This window comes from Ferruginibacter profundus (genome assembly GCF_054783275.1).
Genome location: NZ_BAAGQW010000001.1, coordinates 1703811 through 1728023 on the forward strand (window position 1 = coordinate 1703811; position 24213 = coordinate 1728023).

Below are 24213 nucleotides of genomic sequence, written 5' to 3' on the forward strand. Positions count from 1 at the left end.
CTATTGGCGGGCCATTATTTTTTTATACAAAGAAAAATTTACGCCGATTGCCGTTGCCGTTTGGGTAATTTTTTTAGACCATGGAGTGGCATAAAAACCGATAGGAAATAAACCCAGCCGCACCCCATACCCTCTGGCAATATGGATATCCATATCAAGATAAGGCTCAATGCGCAGCAGGTAATTGTTAATGTCGTTATTATAAGCATCGCTGATGGAACTCAATTGCGTACTGCTGGGCCTGAAATAACTGGTATCTGGGGTAGCAATAGTTGAAGCTGCTACTTTAAAACTATTGATCAGCCGCAGCCCTGCAAAAACAGTTACTCTCTTATTTTCATTTCCTGAAAGACGGTATTCAAACCCCAGTGGTACATTAACATACTGACTGACAGATCTTACTTTTGTCAGGTACGCTGTGTCTTTAAAAGTAGCAAATGGTATAAACAACAGTATAAAATCACCGGCATTAAATTTACTCATCGAAAAATGGCGCTGGCTGAATCCCAGCCCTGCCGATACCCTCAGCCTTTTATTACGCAAAGAAAAAAAACTCTGCAGATCAATATTGAATTCATCGCCAAAACTCAGTTTATTCCTGTTACGGGGCATCACCATCGAATCGCTGGTATGAGAATAGGGATCAATAAATGCACCTGTTATTAATGCGGTACGTTCGTATTTTATTTGTGCTGCGGCAACTATTGAGCTACTGATGAACAAGCTGAATAAGAACATTTTCATAAGCGCAAAGTTTATTTTTATTGCTATACCATTATACCCTGTTATTATCTGCCTTCCAGTTGGTGATGGCCATTTTAATTTGTTTGGAAGACAGATTTTCATCCGCCGCTTTTTTAGCTAATGCCACAAATTCATCATCGCCTGCAAAACGTAGAGCGATGATCTGGCTCATACGCAGCCTGCTGTCAAAAGTTTTTCCGGTGGCAATATAATAACGGAAATTTTCTTCTGCACGAATGGCCCTGTCCTGTGCCTTTAATGCAAATGCCCTTGCAAACCAGAGTGCCAGTACAACAGCCACTGTTAAAGACAGCATGGCCGCAGCATGGAGCCTGCCGCTTCCGTCGCTGATGGTTTTTATAAAATGTATCACACTGCTGACAAGTGGAAATAATGCCGCAGTAAATGCTACAAAATGAAATAAGGGAACATAACGGGAATGATTTTTGAAATTCTGTTCTGACATAATAGTATAGTTTAGGTTGATTGAGTAACAATAAAGCTACTTTAAAATATCCAGTACCTTCCACATTTTTTCCCTCACTGTTCCGGGGTTGCCGTCAAAATTATTGACGATAAAAGAGAAGGTATATGCTTCGCCCAACCTGCTTTTTACATAGCCGGTATAACTTCTTACACCATTGATATAACCGTCTTTCATTTTAATGCCATTTATCTCCGGCAGACCGTAATAAAAAGAAGCAAACCATTTTTGTTTTTGGGCATACTGTAGTACAGTTACCAATGCATTTGTTGTTACCCTGTTGGCAGGTGATAATCCGCTGCCGTCGATAATATTTAAGGCCGATTTTTCAATACCATTTTTACTCCAGAAATCCCTTATGATAGCAATGCCGCTATCGGTGGAACCGGATTTTATTTTTTCATAAGCAATGGTTTTTACAAATGCTTCGCCATATAAATTCACACTCTTTTTTAAAAACCAGTAGTTGATACTATCGAGTGTTGGAGAGGTGATGGTTAAAATAGTGGCAGGGTTTATCGGTATATCTTTTTTTTCTACTTCTATCCCATTGTAAGAACCTGCAAATAAAACTCCGTTAATATTTTTGGCTTTTAATTCGTCCACAAAAGTCAGCGTGAGTTGTTCTGCTGCATTGGGCATTGCACCACTGATAGTAAAATTATTTTCTCCTAAAGGAATAGTACCTCTTATATAACCACTAATTCCGTATGGTGCCAGGTAAATGTAGGCATTATCGCCACTTCCTTTTTTAGCTGTAACAACTTCGCTATATAAACCCACATTTTCCAGGTGAGGGATTATCTTTTCAATAGTTGCTTTGTCGCCCTCTTTTTCACCGGCTTTTAAAATAACATTATACTGGTTCTCCCTCCAGTTTAATGAAGAAGCTCCAGCACCATAATAATTACCGATGTCTTCCCATATCCATCCCCGGGGTGTATTGTTACTTTCCCATTTTCTATCGTAACCAAATACATTGCCTTCAATTGCTTTAATACCTTTTTGCTGTACCGCATCCACCAGGCTATTCAATACATTTTTTTCATTGGTATTTTTCCAGCGCCAGCTACCCAAGGTAGGATCGCCATAACCAACCAGGTAAATATTGCCGGTTAGTTTTTCATTTGTTACCTGGCCGTCAATTGCCAGTTCAGTTTTGTACTGATATTCTTTGCCCAATAATTCAAATGCACTCACACTGGTAATCACTTTCTGGCAACTTGCCGGTGCCAGGCCAATTTGTGCATTCCTTTCAAAAACAACTTTGCCGGTTTTGCTATCCGCTACATACATGCTTAGTATGGCATGTTTAAACTGAGTATCATTTTCAAGGCCTTTAATTGCAGCCGTTAAACGGGCATCAATATTTTGCGCTTGCATGTTTGAACAAATGCAAACCAATAGTGTTACTACCAACCATTTCATGGGCAAATAAATTTATTTGTCAAAACTAAAAGATTTAAATTTGATGTATGGAAAATAAAGTAGAAGAGCCTGTGCTTAAATACAATTACATCTCGGAGGAGGAATACCTGGAGCAAGAAAGAACTGCTACAGAAAAGCATGAATACTACGAGGGTGAAATTTATGCCATGAGTGGCGCATCGGCAAAACACAACCGCATATTTACAAATATTTTTACAGACATTGGTTACAAACTAAAAGGGAAAAACTGTGTACCTTATGGTAGCGATTTGCGGATACATATCCCTAAGAACACTTTATATACTTATCCGGATATCAGTATTATTTGTGGCGAAATGAAACTAACTGACGATAAACTTGATACTGCTACAAATCCCAGTGTAATTATTGAAATACTTTCCAGGTCAACCCGTAACTACGACAGGCTGGAAAAATTTTCATTGTACAGGGATATTGATACTTTGCAAGAATATATTTTAGTGGATTCACAGAGGATACATATTGAAAGATACTCCAGAAGCAACAATAATGCCTGGCAACTTATAGATAACAATTCCCGGGAAGACACATTACAAATCTCCACTGTAAATATTGCTATTCCTCTTAAAGACATCTACCAGGATCTCAATTTTTAAAATCATTACTTTTTAAACATGATCAAATCAACCATCATCACCATTGGCGATGAACTTTTAATAGGCCAGGTTATAGATACCAACAGCGCCTGGATGGCACAGGAATTAAACAAAGCCGGCATACCTGTTGTAAGGCGTTTGGCAGTAGGCGATGTGTGGGATGAAATATGGAGTGCCCTTGATGAAGAAAGCAAACATGCTGACATCATTTTGATCACCGGTGGCCTTGGCCCTACAGCTGATGATATTACCAAACCATTGTTGTGTAAATATTTTGGCGGCCAATTAATTATTGATGAAGGTGCCAAACAAAATGTCATCGATATTTTTACCCGGCTTAACAGGCCCATGATAGAAAGAAATTTATTACAGGCCGAAGTACCGGATGTGTGTACAGTTATTCAAAATAAAAGAGGCACCGCACCAGGAATGCTATTTAACAAAGAAGGAAAAATATTTGTGAGCATGCCCGGCGTACCCAACGAAATGAAAGGCATGATGGAAGATGATGTGATTCCGCATCTGATCAAACAATTTGAATTACCGGTTATTATTCACCGTACTTTATTAACGGCCGGTGTGGGTGAAAGTTTTTTAGCTGACCTCATCCAGGATTTTGAAACCGCATTGCCTGCATCCATCAAATTAGCTTACCTGCCCAATTACGGCATGGTACGTTTGCGCTTGTCAACCTCAGGTTTTGATAAAGCCGCAACAGAAAAAGAAATTGATGCACAATTTGATCAGCTGCAATTACTGGTGGCACCATATCTAGTTACCAATATTGACGAGCCGATGGAAAAAGTAGTCGGCAAATTACTCCTGCAAAAAAATCAGACCATGTGTACTGCCGAAAGCTGTACCGGCGGCTATATTGCTCACCTGGTTACTTCCATCCCCGGTTCATCAGCATTTTATGATGGCAGCGTGGTGAGTTATTCGTATGGTGCCAAGGAAGACCTGCTTCATGTAAATCATCAAACCTTATTGGCCAAGGGTGCGGTGAGTGAAGAAGTGGTGACAGAAATGGCTAAAGGTGCTTTGCAGAATATTAAATCCAATTACGTGATAGCAGTGAGCGGCATTATGGGCCCCGGCGGCGGCCTGCCCGAAAAACCGGTAGGCACTGCCTGGGTTGCTATCGGCAACGCCGAAAAGATCATCACACAAAAACTCTTTTTCCGTTTCGACAGGGCAAGGAATATACAATTAACAGCAGTTACCGCATTGAACCTGTTGCGCAAATTTATTCTGGAGAACGGCTAAAGCCATTTTTTCTTTTGCCACGGATACTTCTACAAGCTTAGTACACGGATTTACACGGATTTTTTAATTCACTAGGTGAATTGTTTGTTGCCACTAATGGCACCAATCAACACTAATATGGCCTGTTTTATTTCCGTGTAAATCTGCGCAACCTGGGGCCAATTATCCCTGGATTTTATTCGTGTTCATTCGTGCCATTAGTGGCTAATTCCCTTGTATTTCATCCGTGAAAATCCGTGTAATCAGTGGCCAATTTCCTTTGCACTTTATCCGTGAAAATCCATGTAATCCGTGGCTGATTTACCCTGCACTTCATCCGTGAAAATCCGTGTAATCCGTGGCTGATTTCCCCTGCACTTCAACCGTAAAAATCTGTGTAATCCGTGGCCAATTCTCTCTGCGTTTTATCCTTGTAAATTTGTGTCATTCGTGGCAAACCATTTTTGCTTACTTTTGCCCTTGCCAGAACAACGATTGTTAACACTTAAACCATTTTATGAGTGTAGTAGATTTAATTATGCCAAAGCTTGGCGAAAGCATTATGGAAGCCACCATTTTAAAATGGCACAAAAAACCCGGTGACACGGTAAAGCAGGACGAAACTGTTTTAGACATTGCCACCGACAAAGTGGATAGTGAAGTACCCTCTACAGCTGAAGGTGTAATTGAAACCATTTTATTTAATGAAAATGATGTGGTACCCATTGGTACTGTAATTGCCACCATACGTGTGGGCGCCAATGCTGCGGTTTCCAATAATCAGCCGGCAGCACCGGTTAACCAGCCACAATATGAAGAAGCTAAACTGGTGGAAGAAATTCCCTTTGTGCCTGCCAACACCATGCCTACAACAGGCAACGAGCAAGGCAGCGATAACAAAATAAAATTCTACTCTCCTTTAGTATTGAATATTGCACAGCAGGAAGGTATCAGCATGACGGAGCTGGAAAATATCCCCGGTACAGGCCAGGAAGGCAGGGTGAGCAAGAAAGATATTTTAGCGTATGTGGCAGATAAAGGAGCCGCAAGCGGAAAGCTAAAAGCGGAAAGCCCGAAAGCACAGGAAGTAACTGTTATTGCGGCGCAACAACCAACAACTAACCAACAACGGCCAACTACCAACGAGCAACCAGCATTTCAGGCACCTACTGTGTATAGCGGCAATGTAGAGATCATTGAAATGGACCGCATGCGCAAGCTCATCAGCAAACACATGACGGACAGCAAGCATACCAGCGCTCATGTAACCAGCTTTGCAGAATGTGATGTTACCGGTTTGGTGATGTGGAGAGAAAAAGTGAAAAAGGATTTTGAAAAAAGAGAAGGCGAAAAAATTACTTTCACCCCATTGTTTATAGAAGCCATTGTAAAGTGTATTAAAAAATACCCCATGCTCAGCAGCAGTGTGGATGGCGATAAGATCATCATTAAAAAAGACCTTAACATTGGTATGGCTACTGCCCTGCCCAGCGGCAACCTGATTGTACCGGTAATTAAAAATGCCGACCAGTTAAATTTAACCGGCCTTACCAAACAAGTAAATGGCCTTGCCAATGCTGCCCGTAATAACAAATTAAAACCTGATGATACCACTGGTGGCACTTTCACTTTAACCAATGTGGGTACATTCGGCAGCATCATGGGTACACCCATCATTAACCAACCGCAGGTAGCTATTATGGCGGTAGGTGCCATTAAAAAACGCCCCATGGTTATTGAAACACCGCAAGGCGACAGTATTGCTATCCGCCACATGATGTACATCTCTCTTAGTTACGATCATAGAATAATTGACGGTGCCTTGGGAAGTACTTTCTTAAATGCGGTGAGTAAAGAGCTGGAGAATTTTGATGTGCATCGCAGCATATAGAGGATTGCAGACCTGCCGGCAGGCAGGTTTATAATTTTTTGTGCAAAATATTGATTGGAAATTATAGCGGGTTGCTGCGATGATTTCCAATTTTTTTATCTATTTTACTGCAATAAAAAATTGTATTGTGTTTGAAAAGATTTGTTCCCTTTTGATTTAGCTATCAAATAGTTATTGAACAAGTATTGCGCAAATACAAGAGTTGGTGGCAATAATTTCAGCACTCTAAAACTTTAAACGGGATGAATATAGCAATCATAATTGGAGTAAGTAACTATGTTGACAGCAGGAATAATTTGCCTGGTTGTAAAAACGATGCGGAAGCAATAAATTTGATAATTAAGAAAACTGAAAAGTTTGAAAACATTCTGTTTATAAATGATAATCAACAGAGTGCTAAGATTAAGGAACAACTAACAAACTTCATTTCAGAGAATAAAGGGAAAAGTATTGAAGAATTATTTTTCTATTATACTGGACACGGTGAATTTCAGAACGATGAGTTTTATTATATACTTTCTGACTTCGACCCAAAAAAAAGAAATCAAACTTCACTTCAAAATGGAGAAATTGATGAGTTATTTAGAACATTAAACCCAGAATTAGTCATTAAAATTATTGACGCCTGTCAATCTGGGACTACATACATAAAAGAAAGTAATGTTTTGAGTAAATATTTTACTGATACAAAAAAAGGTTTCAGGAAATGTTATTTTCTAAATTCTTCATTAAATAATCAGTCTTCGTATCAAGATAAAAATATAAGCTTTTTTACTGCTAGCTTTATTAAGTCACTAAAAGAGCATAGCACAAATGAAATTCGATATAAAGATATCATCGATGTTATCTCTGATGAATTCTCAAGTAACAACGACCAGACGCCATTCTTTGTTATTCAAGCAGATTTAACTGAGAAGTTTTGTACATTCTCAAAAGACTTAAAAGAATATCTTTTAACTTTTAATGCGAAAGAATTACCGGATACAACACCGAAAGAAAAGCCACTTACACTAGCTGAAATAGTAAAGTCAAAGGCTAAAGAATATATAGACAAAGAAGGGGCTTTAAAATCAATTGAAATAATTAAAAAAGAAATAGAGCAATTAAAACTCAATGGGGATATTTCTGAATTATTTAAAGTTGATATTGAATTCTTAGAAGAAAACAAAACAATACCTAAACTTAAAGTTATCGGAACTTGGTTGACAAAAAACGAAAACGATTTCTTTGCAAAACTTGTTTATGAAGATGCAATAGACTATGATACCGGCGAGCAATATACAACTATGACTGGTTTCGATTTAAAGTTTGAAACACCGTTTAAAGGAATAAAATTGGAGATTAACAGTCTTTTCCCGAATATAGTAAGCTACCAAGCAAATATTGTTTTTCTAATATCAAGAATTCATTTACGTTTTTTCTATTTTATTACAAATTACGTTGAGGAAAGTTTTGACAGTAAATCTTTAAATGTAAAGGATATAAAGTGGTTTACAAATGAGGTAAAGATTTCTGACCAAGCCGCAATTAAAGAAGCAGTACTTACTTTAACTGCTACAATTGAAGATAGAATAAGAAAAGATATCGAAAACAAGTTTAAGCCGGCAGAACCACCGGCTGACGATTTGCCATTTTAGAATTTTACTGCCACCAACAAAAGGTTTGCCGCAAGGCTGGCGGACGGAAAAACAATCGGCAGTTGTACTACTACCAACTAATATCGGGCTTGACCGAATTCTATTTGGCTTTTAGTTGTTAACTTCAACTTCAGTTTTTCACTCGGCTTCATCTGCCGGGCTGACACAGCAACAATTCCAGCCCTGCGGCAAGCCTCAAACGTTGGCTGTAATTGAAATATGACACTTCAAAAATTTATAATGAAACTTAATTGGCGACAAGTTTTAATTCACTTTATTGCTGCTTGGTTTTTTATGTATTCATTTCATACTCTTGCCGTTTTACACAACACGAATTTAATTGACATTTTAAGACATTCAGATAAAGGAGATTTAACCAACGCTCTAAGCAAAAATCAAGTCTCATCAATAGAAGTGAGTTATTTTGTTGTATGGACAAGTATCGGTAACACGCTTGGTTTTTTAGTAGCGTTCATCATCTCGTTGATAATTTCAATTAAACGAAAATGGTTTTGGTTTAATTCTATTATTGTCTTTGTTTTGGTATGCATCCTGTCTCGCTTTGAGCTACTTGGCTGGGATTTTTTAAAAAATATATTTCTGACGCCGGGTGAAATTTTCGGAAACATTACATTAGAGTACTTGACGAATGGGATAATTCTTTTGACCCTTGGCTTATTAACCTTTTTCTTAAGCAAGACAACTAAGTTTATTGCCTTAGGAAATACGTCTCCAGTCTAAAGCCACTACAGCCAACAAAAAGTTTTGATGCAAATGTGGCGGGACAAACAAACATCAAATAATTGCTGTCTCGTCCTGAAATAGATTGACTACAAAATCACCCAAAATGAACCTCCCACACAACTGGCAACAAAAAACACTGGAAACCTTAGAAAACAAGAACTGGGGTGAACCAAACGAAGCGCCCACCGGCCTGGTAAAAAGATGTTTACAATTGAGAAGAAAAATTGTAGATACATTTACCATTGAAGACCTGCGTTGCATGATCGGGCAAGAAATTGGATTGCCTTATTTAATACCGCTTGCTATAGAACACTTAAAAGAAAACCTGTTTGCAGAAGGTGACCTGTATGAAGGTGATCTTTTACAAATGGTTTTAAAAGTTGATACTACTTTCTGGAATAGCAATGAAGTATACTGGACGCAAGTGAATGCATTGATACTCCCAAAACTACAAGAGATAGCAGAAGAAAGATTTGATACTGTAAAATTTTACAATTGCAAATATGCCAGGTAATAAACTAAACAGCATAGTATTTTTATTATCCTCTTTATTGGTGCTTACCACCGGCTGCCTCAACCTTACCAATTCCAACAACTCACCCGGGGAATATACTGAGCTATCAAAAGTATTCTGTCCTGATAGTTCAAAATATTTATTGACCTACCGCTATGAGCAAGGCGCATGGGATGGCGGCAGAGTTTCGCTTACTGCAGTGCTAAAAAAAACAGATTCGTTAAAGGCTGCTCATTATTCATTAACGAGTTTAGATTTTGACAAGATCTATTGGAAAGGGAACGATACGGTTATAGTGGAAGAAAAATATTCCGACTTTATCAGCGAAGGAAAATCAAACCTGAAAGACACTTTAGTTAATGGCGTTGCCATTAAAATCATTCAACGGGCCCCGCTTGATACTTCATACCAGAGAAAAATTATTTACAGGGAAACTTCTCCTGATAATAAATCTGACCTGGTGGTGTATCGCTACGTAAAACCGTCTGAAGGTTACCGCTATAACCTGTTGAATATTTCAGTGATCAATAAAGGCGATAGTATTCCCAAGTATGGCAATGTATATATTTCCAAATACGATTTTGATTGCTTCAATGATATTCACTGGGATAGCACCAATGCGTTAGAAATAAAAGTTTCCAGTAGTTGTTATTACGCTTTTACTGATTACCTGGTGAAGCATAGACCGGCAATAAAATTTACAGTAGAAAGTGATGATGAGGTAAAGGGAAATATAAACCAGGTACAATAATGAAAAAGTATTTCATCATACCAGCATTAACCATTATTGTTTTCATAGCTTCTACATTGGCTACTGCTAAAATAGAAACCCCAGTTGATGGCAACGACACTTATGGTTTTCCATTAACGTTTCACGAAAAATTCAGTGGTATGTGTGATCCCTGCCCTCCCAACCCATCGGCGACAAACTATTGGTACCTGGGCATTGATATTGCTTTTTGTTTTTTAACAGTGCTGGTTATATGGCTGCCGGGCAACTATGTAATAAGCAGATGGAGGTCAGGAAAAAAGAATACCTGAGGTTTTCAGTTATAATAAAAGTATATGCTTTTGCTACTCAGGTAAATATTTTATGCAATAAGATTCAACTTACTCCAGCGAAATCTTCTTCCCCGTTCTTGCGGCTTCATAAATAGCCTGTAATACTTTCATGTCTTTAAAACCTTCTTCGCCGTTAATGTGTTCAGGCAATTGCTTATTGTCTAATATTATTTTTGCAATGCCGTCGCATTGTGCAGCCTGCTGGTTGATCTGCGGAAAATTCAATTCACCCTTGCTTGTCTTGCCTTTAAAAGGTCCGTAACTGATACCGGGACTTAATTCAAAAGTGCCTTCATCTGCTGATGCAAAAAACCTGTCGATACCACAATTATAAGTGCTGGTGCAATTACTGAAAGCACCGCCCGGAAATTCCAGTTGCCATGCAATAGAGGCTTCCACTTCGGCAAATAATTTTTTATCGGTGATGGGGCCAAATTGTGCAGTTACCGAAATGGGTTCTTCGCCTGTTACATAACGGCTGCTCTGCACACAATAGATACCAACATTCATTAAAGGACCGCCGCCCGCCAATGCTTTGTTCAAACGCCATTCCGTTGGGTCGCCTGTTTTGTAACCGAGTGAGGCTTCAATCAAACGCACCTGCCCGAAAACTTTTTCCTGTCCCAATCTTTTCATCTCTAAATTATAGGGTTCGTAATGCAAACGATACCCCACTGCTAATTGAACCCCTGCGGTTTTACAGGCATCAATCATTTCCCTGCAATCGGCAGATGTAATGGCCATGGGCTTTTCTACAATTACATGCTTGCCTGCTTTTGCTGCACGGATGGTATATTCTTTATGCATGGCATTGGGCAATACCACATAAACTAAATCAATGTCTTTATTATTTTTTATGTTATCAAAATCCTGGTAGTTGTAAATATTTTTATCCGGGATATTATATTTCGTTTTCCATTCTGTGGCTTTAGCCGGCGTACCGGTTATTATGCCGGCCACTTTACAATATTGAGAAACTGCTATGCCTTCGGCAAGGTAATTGCCGTAACGCCCTAAACCACAAATAGCAATGTTTAATTTTTTACCGGCATAATTTGCAGGCGGCTTTATAAAAGACGGCAATGATGCTGCTACGGCAACACCACCTGCACCCATACTTAGATTTTGTAAAAAAGAACGGCGGGATAAATTTTTCATCTTGTATATTTTAAAAATAAGCTGCAACACGAGCCCATTGCAATCAGCACAAATGTATACAAGATATTAAATACCGTGTAGTGATTTTTATGAATGGCAGAAACACAAAGTAAGGCCCCGGGATCAACCCGATTTTGTCAATGCCGACTCTGTTCCTGTTTTTGTAACATTCAGATGCCAGGGAATTTTTTTAGCATTGAATTTTTCCAACCGGCGCAGCATCCGTAAGTGGAAATGTATTGACTGATTATTTTTCCGGCCATTTATAGGCTTTAAGCCAATCATAAAATTCGTCTGTTTTACCAGTGTTGGCAGTGAGCCAGATTTTATTGCGTTCTTCTCCTGTATGGGCAAACACCAGGCGGCTGACGATCATGGTGTATTTATTTTCCTTCATGCTTTTAAAGAAAGGTACATAACGTTCGCTGAAGAATCCTTTTTCCTTATCATTTAAACTTCCGATCAGTAATTGTAATCTCAGGTCGAATTTTTCAATTTCAGTTTTGCTGGTAGAGTTGAGCACAGAATCTTTATCCAATGCTGCAGACATATTAAAGATCATTTCCTGCATGCTGAAATTATCCGGTTTCTTTTTAGATTTTTTTGTATCCAGCATTCCTGCATCCATGGTGATGGTGATACTGTTCTCCCCTGTTTTTTTTACGCTGCCAAACATCAGTTCTTTTAAAGTGGCAAAACTGGTAGCTGCCCTGTCTGTTTCAGGTTCTACTATCAATTGCATGATACAGGCCATCATGGCCGGAATATGATTGGTTGATTTTAATAATTCTCCCACACGGTAATAACTGGATGCATGAAATGGATTTGATATCAATGCCTCCTGGTAACTTTCATAGGCTTTATCAGCATCGTTCATAATGCTGTATGTAATGCCCTTATTAAAATTCAACAGGAAATAGCCGGGAAATTTTTTCAAGCCTTCGTTATAAATTTTAATAGCATCTGCAGATTTGCCCTGGTCGTCCAATGAACTGCCATACTGCACATACACTGCTTTTAATAAGGGGTTATCAGGAAATTGTTTGATCATCTGTTTGGAAAGTTCAATGCATTCATCATACTTTTTCATGGAGTAAAGTGAAAAAGATTTTTCATAATACGCATCAATATAAGCAGGGTCTTCGGCAATAGCGGCGTCATATTTTTTTATGGCATTGTCGTACTCACCTTTATCGTGCAATGCAATACCTTCGTTTACCAGGGCTTTCGCTTTTTCAGATTGGGCAAAACTAAACAGGCAAAAAAGACAGAAGACTGCTACCAGGATATTTTTTTTCATAAATCAGTTTATTGATGAAGATGCGAATGATATTCAATTTACACAATAAAAGTTAATATGATTTATGACCAGGTATTTATTTTAAATTCCCCGACAGTTTTTCTGCAACCAACACAACCAGTATCCCCGCTATATATGCGGCTATATCGCCCCATTCAAATGAAGTACCAATAATAACCCTCGCCAGTTTTGACTGTTGCAGGCCAAGTACCTCCACAATTTTTAGGTACTGCAGGGTTTCTATAGCAAAGGCAAACAACAGCACTGCAATGGCGGTTTTTAACACCGGGGTATTTATAAAAGCCTTTACTGCGCAATAGATAAGAATGACCACCAGCAGATCCCCGATATAGGGCCTTACAATGGTATCATGAACATATAATGCAATCATGATCTCTGTAATAAATAATGCGACAGCCAAAAGAAAATACCTGTAACTGAAGCGGAGGGTACTGTTCATAAGTTATTCAGGGTATACTATGATCAACGCATTTTTTCCATTTCACCATTATCCTGTTCCCCACTGGCAATAGTGCTTCTGTAGGTCATTTTGGTTTTATCAATACTTAGCACTTCCACCAATAATGAATCCCCTACTTTTATTGATGCCGGACGAGCACTGGTGGTGCCCATATAAACCAAACGGTAACTGCATTTATCTATCCAATGTATCTTAAATTCATAAAAATGTTTACCGCTATCCACATACTCCCTTTGCTTTTGCAATGTTCTTACCACGAATAAATTCTTTGAATCGATATCTTTATACTTCCATTTACCGGTAAATAGTTTTTTGCAGTCGGTATCATCCGGGTATGCAAATGCCATGCACAATAAAAAAAGCAGGCTGTATTTTAAAAATTTCATACTAAGTTTATGCTTTACAATAAATATTTTGTTGCGGCCTGCTCTTATTCTTTTCTTCTCCTGAACTGAATGTAAATATCCACACAGCGTTGTTGTACATGCGCCTGCGGAAAATGCAGGTCGTAGGCATCTGCAGACGATCCAATCCACGCCACATACACACGGCTGGTGTCGAATACCGCATGGGCGGCTAAATAACCATACACTGCACCGGCCCTTTCAGATGAAAGTTCATCATTGTCATCTTCCCTTCCCCTGGTATCTGCAAAACCAAAAACTTTTAAGAACCCCATTGAATCGGAACTGAGTTGCTTTGCCACTGCATCAAGCACAGGTAAATATTTTTTTTCAATAGTACAACTACCGGGTTTAAAATAAATAGTTGTTACAAGATCACTTTGTGCAAATAAAAAAGATGCTCCTGCAAAAAATGCTATTGTAAAGACTATCCTTAGAGACACATGACTCTTCATGGTGTACAATCAATTTCTTTTTTCGTAGCCCGGTTGTTTGGGGGCACTGTAGCTTTTGTTTTTTAAAGCTGCTTTTATTTCGATGATTGCACGTTCCAGTTGCGGATCGGTTCCCCTGCTCATCAGACCCAGGTCTTCATCCACTGCAATATCAGGGTCAACTCCGTGTCCTTCTTTAAACCAGCTGCCATCAGGATTATACATGCGGAATGTGGGCGCAGTAATATTTCCTCCATCAATTAATAAAGGCATACCACTGATACCGATCAGTCCTCCCCATGTTCTTGCACCAATCAACGGGCCTAAACCTTTCTTCCTGAAATAATCAGGGAAAGCATCGCCGCCGGAACCACTCCAGCCATTAATGAGCATCACTTTAGGGCCAAAGTGTGCATAAGGCGGCCATGGCCAGGCTTCACCATCACGGGTAGCCCAGTAAGCCAATGGTGTACGGTTGAGCATTTCAATAAACCGGTCAGGAATTTGTCCGCCACTGTTAAAACGTTCATCAATCACCAATGCTTTTTTATCCCATTGTGCATTAAACTGGCGTGTAAGCTCTTCCTGTCCGTCAGTGCCGGTACTGGGTACATAAATATAACCGGCTTCACCGTTGGTAGCTTCGTCTACCCGTTTACGGTTGCCTTCGACCCAGGCAAGGTAGCGCAGGTTGTATTCATTATCCATGGTTTGCACCACTGCAGTTTTTGCTCCGGAAAAAGAAGGGCTGCTGTTATACGTTAACTCCACTGTTTTCTTTGCCAGTCCCTGGAAGTACGCATAAGGCTCCTGCCCTGTTGTAATGGGTACACCATTTACGGCCAGAATGTAGCTGCCTTCTTTTATATCAATACCCGGCTGATCCAATGACGAACGCGTTGCGGCATCCCATGCAGCTCCACGAATAATGGTTTTAATTTTATAGAAATTTCCTGCCGCTTCCCAGTCTGCACCAAGGTAGCCTACATTTTTATTGCTGGTTCTTTCCACATCACCGCCGCCATGATAAGTATGTGAAGCATTCAGTTCGCCTATCATTTCACCAATAATAAAATCAACTTCTTCCCGTGTAATGGCTCCCTCTATCATTTTCAGGTAGCGTTCTTTTACGGTGTTCCAGTTTACACCATGCATATTGGGGTCATAAAAATAGTCACGTTCCATACGCCATGCGTCGGTAAACAGTTCTTTCCATTCTTCCACCGGGTCCACCATCATTTCCATTTCATTCAGGCGTAATGTTTTGTCAAACTTCTGGCCTTCATCAGTTTTTATTACGGCAAATGCATTGCCACGTGCTGCCAGAATTTTATCGGTATTAGCGCAAAGTATATAGTTGTCCACATTGTCTGCTATATTTTTTTCTTCCCTGCTCTCAATGCTAAAAAATTTAAGTGCCGGTTTGGCATCATCACCACTACCCATATTAGGATATTTCTGGTATACTATTTTTCCTTTTACAGCAGCCAGGTTGCCATAGTTACCTGCAGCCAGCGGTAACAGTACCATTCTTTTTTCAATGCCATCAAAGTCAATACCAACCATATTGGCAGCTGGCTTTTTGGCTGTGGTATCTTTCTTTTTTTCTGCAGGCATCTCATCTGCTCTAAAAGCAACGGTATCATTTTTGGGATATAAAAGTGAGGCGGTGCTTTTCTTTAAAGTAATACATGCGATCTGCGTGGAGTTGCCATAGATAAATGAATTATCAATATCGCTGTAATAAGGCGAGTAAGATTGATTAGTGGTAAGGTATAAATATTTGCCTTCAGTATCAAACACCGGGTTGCCGCAATTGTAAAATCCATCAGTAACCTGTTGCGTCTTTTTATTCTCTGCATCATAAATGAACACTGCATTATGATAATTATTCAGGTCACGGGTATAAGTAAACCAACGACCATCCGGCGACCAGCTTCCGGAAAAATTTTCGCAGCCGCCATGCATAAAACGTAATGCCTGGTCAATTTCTGTTGTACTGCCTGTTGCAATATCATAGGCCTTGATTTTCATGGCCTGGTCAATAAAAATTAATTTTTTACCGTTGGGCGACCATGATAAATTATACCCGAAACCCACACCATAGCTGGTAACTTTTTTAGGCACTTCGTCTTTGCCTGGCTGTGATAACCACAATTCATTTTCGCCTGACTGGTCACTCCAGTATGCAATAGTTTTTCCATCGGGCGACCAGGAAGGATAACGTTCATTGGCATTTGTAGAATGAGTGAGATTTTTTACGAACCCGTTTTCTGCAGGTACAGAAAAAATATCCCCTCTTGCTTCTACCAATACCCTGTTGCCATCAGGACTAATATTTACATGCTGCACATAGTTTGCGGCAGTAACTGATCTGGGTTTTAATGCTGCTTTATCAGTTACCACATTTACTGTAACGGCTTTTGATTGTTGTGTGGCAAAAGAAAAAAGGTATAATTTTCCACCTTGTTCAAATACAATTTCATCCGGCCCTGCTGAGGGAAAATGAATATCATAATCTTTAAAATTGGTGAGTTGTTCATATTTTTTGCCCGTTACGGAATACCGCCACAAATTCATTCTTAATTCTGCACCACGGTCTGATAAAAAATAAATATAATCATCGTGCCACATGGGAAATTCATTTCCTGCTGCTTCGTTAGCAGAAATATTCTGCGAGGTGTTATTGTCAAAATTAAACACATGAATACCAGCCTTCCATCCGCCGCGGTATCTTTTCCAGTTGCGGAATGCCTGGGATATAAAAGTTACGGCCATTTGTTTACCATCAGGAGAATAAGTACCAAACTCTGCATAAGCAAAAGGCAATTTTTCCACGGGGCCACCGGTTGCAGCAATAGTAAAAAACTGGTTGAACCTGTTCCTGCCACTTTCACGCCCCGATGCAAATAAAACACGTTTACCATCCGGTGTCCAGTCTACCACACGATCAGGAAAACCATGTGAGGTTAAGCGTACAGGCACGCCACCATTAACAGGAATAACATAGGCATCTGTATTGCCGTCGTAATTGCCACTGAATGCAATTAGTTTTCCATCTGGGGAGAATTTGGGAAAGCTTTCCACCCCGGGTGGCGAACTTAATTTTTCTGCTGTACCACCCGTTTTGGGCATTATCCAGATATCATTGCCATATGAAAAAACGATCTGTGTTTTTGAAACATCAGGATAGCGAAACAAACCGGCATCAATTTGTGCTGTTAACTTCAATACACTAAAAACAGCAATAAAAAGGAAGAGCATTAATTTCTTCATGGCAATTATAAGTTTAGTAGTTAAATGTGTGAGAGATATTGATAAGGAACAGTAAGATAAAATAAAAAAAGTAATAATTACAACTAATCAGCAGGATTTATTATTGTTAAAAATTGCCTGCGGCATACACTGATGATACAACAAAATGGCTGAATTTTAACATTCGGCTAAAGCCAAAACCGAAGAAAAAATAATTATCTTTAAATCAATTCCAAAACTTTACCAGGTATGAAACAGATCATTATGGTGCTGCTTAGTATAATTACCCTTTCTTCTTTTGCGCAAACCAAAGTGATTGCTTTTAAAAGTCACAGCGGCAATATGAAGCATTTCAATATTACTTTGGAGCATAGTTTATTTAGTAATGAAGAATCAAATTTCGGCATCCCGTCAAGCATAAAAACGTACCGGCTGGATAGCGTGACCTACGTTTCCGAAACAGTTGCTGTAATTGTGTACAGGTTTTATAACCGCCAGTTTAATCAACCTAAAGATTCGGCAAAGTTTATCAGAAGCTATACAGATTCACTTTTTAATCATCCTTTATTTTCAAAAAAACATTCGCTGGACAGTATTAAGGCGGTTTTAAAAAAGTCTGGCCGTTACGATTACCTCATTAACAATGCTGTATTCATTGGGTACGACAATAAGAAAAAAATGATCCGGGAAAAAACAATGGCTGCTCCTGTTGATAACAGCCATAAAAAACCAAAAGAAAATACTATCATCCCTGTGGTTACAAATAATAACGACAACTCCCCTTTTGATAGGCAAATGGCAAAAGCACTTGCCGGCATTTTTTTACTGGCACTACTCGGCGGCTGGCTCTCCTGGAAATACGCCGGTTACCGTAATAAAAAGAGTGATGCAATTGCTGACCAATTAGCTGTTGCATGAAGGGCAGTATAATCAAAAGCATAGCTGCTTTTTTTGCATTGCTCGGCGTGCTCTTCATTCCCTTTCCTTTTAATATCACCACACTGCAACTGCAGGTTACCGATTTTATTTTCGGCAGGCTGATCGATTTTGTTGCTACAATATTTTTCAGCAAAACACTTCGCCATACAAAAGTGTATTCAGACAGTACTTCGATGTACCTGTTGCTGTTGCTACTTCTTGTGGCTGCTGTTATTATTGCACTGGTATTGAACAGTAAAAAAAAATGGCCATTATACAAAGAAAAAACACTCCGCATTTTTTACCAGTTCTTTATTTATTACCTGGCATTGCAGTTATTGAAATATGGTGCTGATAAAATTTTTAAAAATCAATTCTATACTCCCGAGCCCAATACTTTATTTACACCCATGGGCCAATTGGAAAAAGATATTTTGTACTGGAGTACTATGGGTACTTCCTATTCTTATTCTGTTTTTCTTGGATCACTGGAGATACTGGCCGCAGTTTTTATTTTAATGAAACGGACAAGGTTAATGGGGTTATTACTATCGTTGGGAATACTTGTAAATGTGGTAGCAGTAAATTTCAGTTTTGATATTTCTGTTAAGCTCTTTGCCTTATTTTTATTGTTCCTGAATATATACCTGTTGCATCCTTTTGGTAGCAGGTTGTATCAATTATTGTTGCAGAAAAATAATACAGTGCTGCCTGCAACCCGGCAAATATCATTATTCAAAAAAACATTTCTTATTTCATTTTTACACTGGCTGGCTGCCGGCCTTATTGCGCTGGAAGTTTTTTATCCTTTTTTGGTATCTGGTAATTTTAACGGAGATAAAATGCCCAGGCCTTACCTGCATGGTGCCTATGAAGTAACCGGCGTAATTGACGGAGAAGATACAATTACGTTGTCTGCGTCGCCTGTAAAACGTTTTTTTATTCACCGGGATAGTTATATTATTTTTCAAAACCAGCAGGATGTGATGCAGGATTACAAACTGGGTTACGATAAAACCGATACCACATTTACGATTACCGATTACCAGTTTAAAGAAACTATACTCTCCTACAACTATAATGCGTCAGACGGTATTTTAACCCTGCAGTATTTCAGTAATGGCAAAGCCCTGCAATTAATTGGCAAAGCTATTGACTGGAGAAAATTGCCGGCCTTAAAAAAAGACTTTCACTGGACGATGGATGGAATGCAGTAAAGTATGGATGCTTACGTTATGCATAGTATCTTTGCTATCGTAAACTGTTATTTGCAGCAATGGATTACATCAAAGAATATAAAAGTTTTATCAGCAGCCATTACCTCAGTGATGGAGTTCGCATTACTGCCGGTATTGTTTTGCCTGCTATTGTTCTCAATCATTTTAATTTATTAGCTGTTGGCGTGGTAGTATCCTTAGGCGCCATGAGTGTGAGCATTACAGATACACCAGGGCCTATACATCACCGTAAAAACGGCATGCTGGCCTGCATTGTCATCAACACTCTGATGGCACTGCTCACAGGTTTAGTGGCACCTTATCATTTATTACTTGGTGTACTGATAGTAGTAGCTTGTTTTTCTTTTTCGATGATTGCGGTGTATGGTGCCAGGGCTAATTCCATTGGTGTATCAGCCTTGCTGATGATAGTGCTGAATATCAGCGACCACCTTACAGGATGGAACCTGGTGATCAATGCAGGCTATATACTGGCCGGTGCGGTATGGTATACATTGCTGAGTTTATTGCTGTATAGTTTCAGGCCTTATAAACTGGCGCAGCAGGCACTGGGGGATTGTATTATGGCCACTGCCGATTACCTGCGTGTAAGAGCTGCCTTTTACGAAAAGGAAGTTGATTATGAAAAAACCTACCAGCAAATGATGGAGCAACAGATTGTGTTGCATACCGAACAAAACCTGGTAAGAGAATTATTGTTTAAAAGCCGGGATGTAATTAAAGAATCTACCACCACCGGCAGAACATTGCTGATGATGTTTACCGACATTGTTGACCTGTTTGAAAGAACGATGACTTCTTATCATGATTATAAAGCATTGCATGATGCATTTAATGATAATGATATACTGGAACAATACCGGCAACTGATACTGGAACTGGCGAATGAACTGGATGAAATCGGCATTGCCGTAAAAAGCGGAAGAGAATCTGAAGATACGGGGTTGCTGGCGGCACATATCAGCAGTACTACAGCATACTTTAATACATTCCGCGATGCTAACCGCACTGCAGAAAATGTAGACAGTTTCATCAGCATGCGGCATATCCTCAACAGCATCAGCGATATTGCCGGCCGCATACATACTTTGCATTTATACACGGCGTATGATAAGGAACTTACAAAAAAAATGGCCAAACCAGTTGACCTCGATAAGTTCATCTCTCACCAGGCCATCGATTGGAAAGTATTGCAAGACAACCTTTCTTTTTCTTCCAATAATTTCAGGCATGCATTAAGGGTAAGCATTGCCACATTGGTGGGCTATATTGTTTCGCTGTTATTGCCTGTGGGGCATAGTTACTGGATATTACTCACCATTATTGTGATTTTAAAACCAGCTTACAGCCTTACTAAAAAAAGAAATTACGAAAGGCTGGTGGGCACTATACTTGGCGCTGCAGTGGGCATGTTGTTATTATATTTTATTCATGACAACCAGGTGTTGTTTATTATCATGCTGGTATTAATGATAGGCACCTACAGCTTATTGCGAACCAATTATATGATCAGCGTTATTTTTATGACGCCATATATACTGTTGCTTTTTCACCTGCTGAGTAATGCCAGTTTTCAAACCATTATTATTGATCGTGTAACCGATACCGCTATAGCTTCTGTCATTGCATTTTTAGCAAATCTTATCTTATTGCCGGCATGGGAACAGGAGCAGGTAAGCAGTTATATGCTGGATGCCATCCGCAGTAACAAAAAATATTTCACTGCTATTGCAGGAGCTTTTACCGGCAACCCGGCAGACAATACCTTGTATAAAGTAAGCCGTAAAGACGCCTTTGTTGCATTGGCCAATCTTTCCGACGCATTCACCCGTATGCTGTCTGAACCTAAGAGTAAGCAAAAGAACAGTACTAAACTACACCAGTTTGTAGTGCTTAACCATATGCTTACGTCGCATATTGCCACCTTGTCTTATTATGTAAAACCCCTGTCTGCAAAATTTGCCTCGCCAGATTTTAGACCGCTGATCAACAATACCACAGCACGTTTGGAAGATGCAGAAAAAGTGATCAGTGAAACGCCGGGTGAAGCAGTGGCGCCGGAATCGTTACCACATAATATCATTCAGCAACAATTGCAACACCTGCTGCAGGCAAGGCGTAAAGAATTACAGCAAGGCATATTGCAGAGTGATACACAAAAAATGCTGACAGAATTTAAACCTATTGCCGACCAGTTTAATTTCATTGATAATATTGCCACCGATATTAAAAAAACCGGCATGCAGTGGATGGAAGAATAGTTTGCTACAGGTAATGATGCCCCTTATTGTTTAAATATTTTTTGGGTTTGTTGCTGGCCGTTATTAAAAAGCTGCAGCATATACATACCGCCGGGTTGATTGGAAATATCGATCTTGTTAATACCCCCTGTTCCTGTACCTGTAATTACAACCCTGCCATTGATATCCAGCAAACGGTATTGATAATTTGCAGCAGCATTTATTGTGATCTCATTGTGAACCACCGCTGATATAACAGCAGGCAGGTTTGTTTTGCCCGGAGATTTTAATGCGATGGTATTAGAATATATAACCTGGTCGAGTACTGAAGTAACTTTTATCCTGTAATAGATAGTACTCTTTTTATCGGGCTGATACAGAAATTGTGTTGCGGCAGTGGCTGCAGTGGTTAACTCAATAAAATGAATACCATCTTCTGCGGTTTCAATTGCTATAGTTTTAACCTGCTCATCAGTGGTAATATGCCAGTTAAGCCGGTGATTCTCATTTTCTGTTTTTCCACCCAGGCTTACATCATGAATAGGTAAGATACCTGTGAAGCCATTTAACGTATAAGCACCCAGGCTTCCGTATTCTCCGGTGTTTATATTTCCGGTGCCATCTATTTTAAGATAATAGATACCTGCATTTAGTATGGTATCTATTGTAACACTCATTGTTGCCGGGTTGCAGGTTGCAATTAAATTAGCCGCAGCATTGTAGAGTTCTATTTTTATATCCAGGTTGGCACCCATATAATCAGCACCCACATTAAAGGGAACAGCCGTTAGATGGAAGGTAGAATTTTGTGCCATGGTAAACTTAAAAGCATCTTTATCCGCATCAGTACTGATGATGCCGTTTGCTGTAAAGGTGGTGCCGTTTAAAACAAACGTATTGGCATTTAAGGTATCTGCGTAATCATCTGCCCGGTAACCAAAACCATTCATGGTAGTGATAATAGAAAGATTATCCTGCAATGTGGTACAACCATAAGGAGTAGGCCCGTTATTCCAGTTACTCATATTCCTGTTGTAGCTATTTCCCATAATAGGTGCCCACCCTGTTTCGCCGCTGCCATTGCCGGTATTGTAGGTTTCAATTGGCGTATTGCAATCTGTACCATATTTTGATTGATGCGACAATCCTATCGTGTGTCCGCTCTCGTGAGAACAACACTCTCCTACCATTTTAGGACTGTTTGGGCCAAGACGATCGCAAAACACAAACGCCGGTGTATCATCACCCCAGTTAAATGAACCGATCCACGATACGCCGCCAACACCCGGGCTCCAGGCACTGGTGGGAGTGATAATGATCCTGATACGTTTATTTAACGGCACCATTTCAAACACAGCCGAATCTGTGGTGATATTGATATTGAACGGGCGGTAGTCTTCTGCCACACGGTCAAATGATTCTGTGATCTGAACATCAGACATACCGGAAGGGCTGCAATAAAATGCAGCGCCGTTATTCCATAATGTACTCTGTACAAAATGTCCGTCAAAATCAAGAAAGATAGTGGCTGTCGCACCGGGCAGACTGTTCAGTTTAGGAACACTAAAAACTTTATTACAAAACAGCAGGTGTGTTATTACCAACACAGAAGTAAAAATATTTTTCATAGTCTTTGGATTTAGCGGCATCAGGTAATCGCCGGTACTTTATTAGTGCTTGCAGTCCTGCATCAAACGGCTGGTCTCAATTTTTATCAATTGATAATTGCCGTCAGTATTTCTTTGTAATTCATAGCCATCAAAATACCTGGTATTAATGATACGGCCGAGGTAAGTAATACTATTGTCTGTATTCTTTATTTTAGATACACTGAAAATTGTATTGTCAAGAACTGCGGATTGTATCACCGCAGTTTGCAGGTTATTGTATTTTACCAGGTTGCTGGTAACTTTTCCTGAAAACAAAAAATTACCGGGAAGAGAAAGCGTGATGTTTTGCCCGGCAGCAGTATTAAAAATACTGCTTAATAAAGAGGCTGAACAGTCGATCACCGTTGGAAAATCATGGAATTGTTCAGGTTTGTTTGTTGCGTTGTTTTGCCCGAAACTGCCGGTGGTAACAAATAACAGCAACAATAATACATAAAGTACAGGTTTATTCATGACAGCGGATTTGAATACTGAAGAAATCGGGACAATAACTGTTATTGCAAACGCAATTAAATACGGGTTAGTATCTCACACAAAAAATAACCGCATATTATATTGTCAGATGCAGTATAACTTATATACCGAATAAATAACAGATGGCCATTACGATACTTACCTGAACATTTTGTATACCCGGAATTTGGTATTGATGTGCATCCTGGTGAATGCACGGTTTTATAACCATTAAGCCGGGCATATTGCATCTGCAATGGTATTAAACAAATACAGCC

General features: G+C 39.4%; 22 protein-coding genes. 11 read left to right on the forward strand and 11 right to left on the reverse strand.

Features of this window, described 5'->3' with window-relative positions:
* From ACYVM0_RS07225 to dacB, 3 genes are read right to left on the reverse strand one after another with little or no spacing between them, the layout of a single operon-like run.
* The gene (locus tag ACYVM0_RS07225) at nucleotides 1-744 is read right to left on the reverse strand and encodes a hypothetical protein (RefSeq protein ID WP_460554657.1); all 744 of its coding nucleotides are present in this window, start codon (nucleotides 742-744) and stop codon (nucleotides 1-3) included.
* Nucleotides 745-775: 31 nt separating this feature from the next.
* On the reverse strand, nucleotides 776-1210 hold the full coding sequence (locus tag ACYVM0_RS07230; protein WP_460554660.1) for a DUF6526 family protein: 435 nt from the start codon (nucleotides 1208-1210) through the stop codon (nucleotides 776-778).
* 36 nt (nucleotides 1211-1246) lie between these two features.
* Nucleotides 1247-2656, reverse strand: a complete 1410-nt coding sequence (gene dacB / locus ACYVM0_RS07235; protein ID WP_460554663.1) for a D-alanyl-D-alanine carboxypeptidase/D-alanyl-D-alanine endopeptidase — start codon at nucleotides 2654-2656, stop codon at nucleotides 1247-1249.
* 47 nt (nucleotides 2657-2703) lie between these two features.
* Between dacB and ACYVM0_RS07240 the strand changes: the two genes are divergently transcribed.
* The 8 genes from ACYVM0_RS07240 (at nucleotide 2704) to ACYVM0_RS07275 (ending at nucleotide 10363) form a co-directional block, all read left to right on the forward strand.
* Nucleotides 2704-3291 (forward strand): Uma2 family endonuclease, encoded by a 588-nt coding sequence (locus ACYVM0_RS07240; RefSeq protein WP_460554666.1) that lies wholly within the window; start codon nucleotides 2704-2706, stop codon nucleotides 3289-3291.
* 18 nt (nucleotides 3292-3309) lie between these two features.
* Complete coding sequence (locus ACYVM0_RS07245; protein WP_460554669.1) at nucleotides 3310-4557, forward strand: competence/damage-inducible protein A; 1248 nt, start codon at nucleotides 3310-3312, stop codon at nucleotides 4555-4557.
* 496 nt (nucleotides 4558-5053) lie between these two features.
* Nucleotides 5054-6427, forward strand: coding sequence for a dihydrolipoamide acetyltransferase family protein (locus tag ACYVM0_RS07250; RefSeq protein WP_460554673.1), 1374 nt, complete (start codon nucleotides 5054-5056; stop codon nucleotides 6425-6427).
* Between the two features lie 242 nt (nucleotides 6428-6669).
* On the forward strand, nucleotides 6670-8064 hold the full coding sequence (locus ACYVM0_RS07255) for a caspase family protein (protein ID WP_460554676.1): 1395 nt from the start codon (nucleotides 6670-6672) through the stop codon (nucleotides 8062-8064).
* A gap of 240 nt (nucleotides 8065-8304) precedes the next feature.
* Nucleotides 8305-8805: a hypothetical protein gene (locus ACYVM0_RS07260; protein ID WP_460554679.1), complete on the forward strand. Its 501-nt coding sequence runs from the start codon at nucleotides 8305-8307 to the stop codon at nucleotides 8803-8805.
* 106 nt (nucleotides 8806-8911) lie between these two features.
* Nucleotides 8912-9322 carry a contact-dependent growth inhibition system immunity protein gene (locus tag ACYVM0_RS07265; protein WP_460554681.1) on the forward strand — a complete coding sequence of 137 codons (411 nt, stop codon included), beginning with the start codon at nucleotides 8912-8914 and terminating at the stop codon, nucleotides 9320-9322.
* Entirely contained in the window at nucleotides 9312-10073 is a 762-nt protein-coding gene (locus ACYVM0_RS07270) for a hypothetical protein (RefSeq protein ID WP_460554683.1), read from the forward strand. The genes ACYVM0_RS07265 and ACYVM0_RS07270 overlap by 11 nt, the downstream gene beginning before the upstream one ends.
* Complete coding sequence (locus ACYVM0_RS07275) at nucleotides 10073-10363, forward strand: hypothetical protein (RefSeq protein WP_460554686.1); 291 nt, start codon at nucleotides 10073-10075, stop codon at nucleotides 10361-10363. Before ACYVM0_RS07270 ends, ACYVM0_RS07275 begins: the two co-directional genes overlap by 1 nt.
* A gap of 69 nt (nucleotides 10364-10432) precedes the next feature.
* On the opposite strand, the gene ACYVM0_RS07280 is transcribed toward ACYVM0_RS07275, so the two are convergent.
* From ACYVM0_RS07280 to ACYVM0_RS07305, 6 genes are all read right to left on the reverse strand, one after another.
* Nucleotides 10433-11542 (reverse strand): Gfo/Idh/MocA family oxidoreductase, encoded by a 1110-nt coding sequence (locus tag ACYVM0_RS07280; RefSeq protein WP_460554689.1) that lies wholly within the window; start codon nucleotides 11540-11542, stop codon nucleotides 10433-10435.
* Nucleotides 11543-11789: 247 nt separating this feature from the next.
* Nucleotides 11790-12842, reverse strand: a complete 1053-nt coding sequence (locus ACYVM0_RS07285; RefSeq protein ID WP_460554692.1) for a tetratricopeptide repeat protein — start codon at nucleotides 12840-12842, stop codon at nucleotides 11790-11792.
* 76 nt (nucleotides 12843-12918) lie between these two features.
* On the reverse strand, nucleotides 12919-13302 hold the full coding sequence (locus ACYVM0_RS07290; protein ID WP_460554695.1) for a ribosomal maturation YjgA family protein: 384 nt from the start codon (nucleotides 13300-13302) through the stop codon (nucleotides 12919-12921).
* 23 nt (nucleotides 13303-13325) lie between these two features.
* Nucleotides 13326-13709, reverse strand: coding sequence for a hypothetical protein (locus ACYVM0_RS07295; protein WP_460554698.1), 384 nt, complete (start codon nucleotides 13707-13709; stop codon nucleotides 13326-13328).
* A gap of 44 nt (nucleotides 13710-13753) precedes the next feature.
* Complete coding sequence (locus tag ACYVM0_RS07300; RefSeq protein ID WP_460554701.1) at nucleotides 13754-14182, reverse strand: OmpA family protein; 429 nt, start codon at nucleotides 14180-14182, stop codon at nucleotides 13754-13756.
* A 9-nt stretch (nucleotides 14183-14191) separates the two neighbouring features.
* A complete protein-coding gene (locus ACYVM0_RS07305) occupies nucleotides 14192-17437 on the reverse strand; it encodes a S41 family peptidase (protein ID WP_460554703.1) in 3246 nt (1081 codons plus the stop codon).
* 228 nt (nucleotides 17438-17665) lie between these two features.
* Here ACYVM0_RS07305 and ACYVM0_RS07310 point away from each other — a divergent pair, with 228 nt between their 5' ends.
* From ACYVM0_RS07310 to ACYVM0_RS07320, 3 genes are read left to right on the forward strand one after another with little or no spacing between them, the layout of a single operon-like run.
* On the forward strand, nucleotides 17666-18334 hold the full coding sequence (locus tag ACYVM0_RS07310) for a hypothetical protein (RefSeq protein ID WP_460554706.1): 669 nt from the start codon (nucleotides 17666-17668) through the stop codon (nucleotides 18332-18334).
* Nucleotides 18331-19551, forward strand: coding sequence for a hypothetical protein (locus ACYVM0_RS07315; protein ID WP_460554709.1), 1221 nt, complete (start codon nucleotides 18331-18333; stop codon nucleotides 19549-19551). The genes ACYVM0_RS07310 and ACYVM0_RS07315 overlap by 4 nt, the downstream gene beginning before the upstream one ends.
* Nucleotides 19552-19610: 59 nt before the next feature.
* Complete coding sequence (locus ACYVM0_RS07320; RefSeq protein WP_460554712.1) at nucleotides 19611-21833, forward strand: FUSC family protein; 2223 nt, start codon at nucleotides 19611-19613, stop codon at nucleotides 21831-21833.
* A gap of 23 nt (nucleotides 21834-21856) precedes the next feature.
* Here ACYVM0_RS07320 and ACYVM0_RS07325 read toward each other — a convergent pair whose 3' ends face one another.
* Together ACYVM0_RS07325 and ACYVM0_RS07330 are read right to left on the reverse strand one after the other, a co-directional pair.
* Nucleotides 21857-23440 carry a T9SS type A sorting domain-containing protein gene (locus tag ACYVM0_RS07325; RefSeq protein ID WP_460554715.1) on the reverse strand — a complete coding sequence of 528 codons (1584 nt, stop codon included), beginning with the start codon at nucleotides 23438-23440 and terminating at the stop codon, nucleotides 21857-21859.
* A gap of 42 nt (nucleotides 23441-23482) precedes the next feature.
* Complete coding sequence (locus ACYVM0_RS07330; protein ID WP_460554718.1) at nucleotides 23483-23935, reverse strand: hypothetical protein; 453 nt, start codon at nucleotides 23933-23935, stop codon at nucleotides 23483-23485.
* Nucleotides 23936-24213: the final 278 nt, after the last annotated feature.

Excerpts from the sequence above, each read along its gene's own strand:
- ACYVM0_RS07230 (WP_460554660.1), bottom strand. The coding sequence starts at position 1,210 with ATGTCAGAACAGAATTTCAAAAATCATTCCCGTTATGTTCCCTTATTT.
- ACYVM0_RS07330 (WP_460554718.1), bottom strand. The coding sequence starts at position 23,935 with ATGAATAAACCTGTACTTTATGTATTATTGTTGCTGTTATTTGTTACC.
- ACYVM0_RS07295 (WP_460554698.1), bottom strand. The coding sequence starts at position 13,709 with ATGAAATTTTTAAAATACAGCCTGCTTTTTTTATTGTGCATGGCATTT.
- ACYVM0_RS07290 (WP_460554695.1), bottom strand. The coding sequence starts at position 13,302 with ATGAACAGTACCCTCCGCTTCAGTTACAGGTATTTTCTTTTGGCTGTC.
- ACYVM0_RS07305 (WP_460554703.1), bottom strand. The coding sequence starts at position 17,437 with ATGAAGAAATTAATGCTCTTCCTTTTTATTGCTGTTTTTAGTGTATTG.
- ACYVM0_RS07310 (WP_460554706.1), top strand. The coding sequence starts at position 17,666 with ATGAAACAGATCATTATGGTGCTGCTTAGTATAATTACCCTTTCTTCT.
- ACYVM0_RS07270 (WP_460554683.1), top strand. The coding sequence starts at position 9,312 with ATGCCAGGTAATAAACTAAACAGCATAGTATTTTTATTATCCTCTTTA.
- ACYVM0_RS07255 (WP_460554676.1), top strand. The coding sequence starts at position 6,670 with ATGAATATAGCAATCATAATTGGAGTAAGTAACTATGTTGACAGCAGG.
- ACYVM0_RS07280 (WP_460554689.1), bottom strand. The coding sequence starts at position 11,542 with ATGAAAAATTTATCCCGCCGTTCTTTTTTACAAAATCTAAGTATGGGT.
- ACYVM0_RS07300 (WP_460554701.1), bottom strand. The coding sequence starts at position 14,182 with ATGAAGAGTCATGTGTCTCTAAGGATAGTCTTTACAATAGCATTTTTT.
- ACYVM0_RS07325 (WP_460554715.1), bottom strand. The coding sequence starts at position 23,440 with ATGAAAAATATTTTTACTTCTGTGTTGGTAATAACACACCTGCTGTTT.
- ACYVM0_RS07265 (WP_460554681.1), top strand. The coding sequence starts at position 8,912 with ATGAACCTCCCACACAACTGGCAACAAAAAACACTGGAAACCTTAGAA.
- ACYVM0_RS07250 (WP_460554673.1), top strand. The coding sequence starts at position 5,054 with ATGAGTGTAGTAGATTTAATTATGCCAAAGCTTGGCGAAAGCATTATG.
- dacB (WP_460554663.1), bottom strand. The coding sequence starts at position 2,656 with ATGAAATGGTTGGTAGTAACACTATTGGTTTGCATTTGTTCAAACATG.
- ACYVM0_RS07245 (WP_460554669.1), top strand. The coding sequence starts at position 3,310 with ATGATCAAATCAACCATCATCACCATTGGCGATGAACTTTTAATAGGC.
- ACYVM0_RS07275 (WP_460554686.1), top strand. The coding sequence starts at position 10,073 with ATGAAAAAGTATTTCATCATACCAGCATTAACCATTATTGTTTTCATA.
- ACYVM0_RS07225 (WP_460554657.1), bottom strand. The coding sequence starts at position 744 with ATGAAAATGTTCTTATTCAGCTTGTTCATCAGTAGCTCAATAGTTGCC.
- ACYVM0_RS07320 (WP_460554712.1), top strand. The coding sequence starts at position 19,611 with ATGGATTACATCAAAGAATATAAAAGTTTTATCAGCAGCCATTACCTC.
- ACYVM0_RS07240 (WP_460554666.1), top strand. The coding sequence starts at position 2,704 with ATGGAAAATAAAGTAGAAGAGCCTGTGCTTAAATACAATTACATCTCG.
- ACYVM0_RS07315 (WP_460554709.1), top strand. The coding sequence starts at position 18,331 with ATGAAGGGCAGTATAATCAAAAGCATAGCTGCTTTTTTTGCATTGCTC.
- ACYVM0_RS07260 (WP_460554679.1), top strand. The coding sequence starts at position 8,305 with ATGAAACTTAATTGGCGACAAGTTTTAATTCACTTTATTGCTGCTTGG.
- ACYVM0_RS07285 (WP_460554692.1), bottom strand. The coding sequence starts at position 12,842 with ATGAAAAAAAATATCCTGGTAGCAGTCTTCTGTCTTTTTTGCCTGTTT.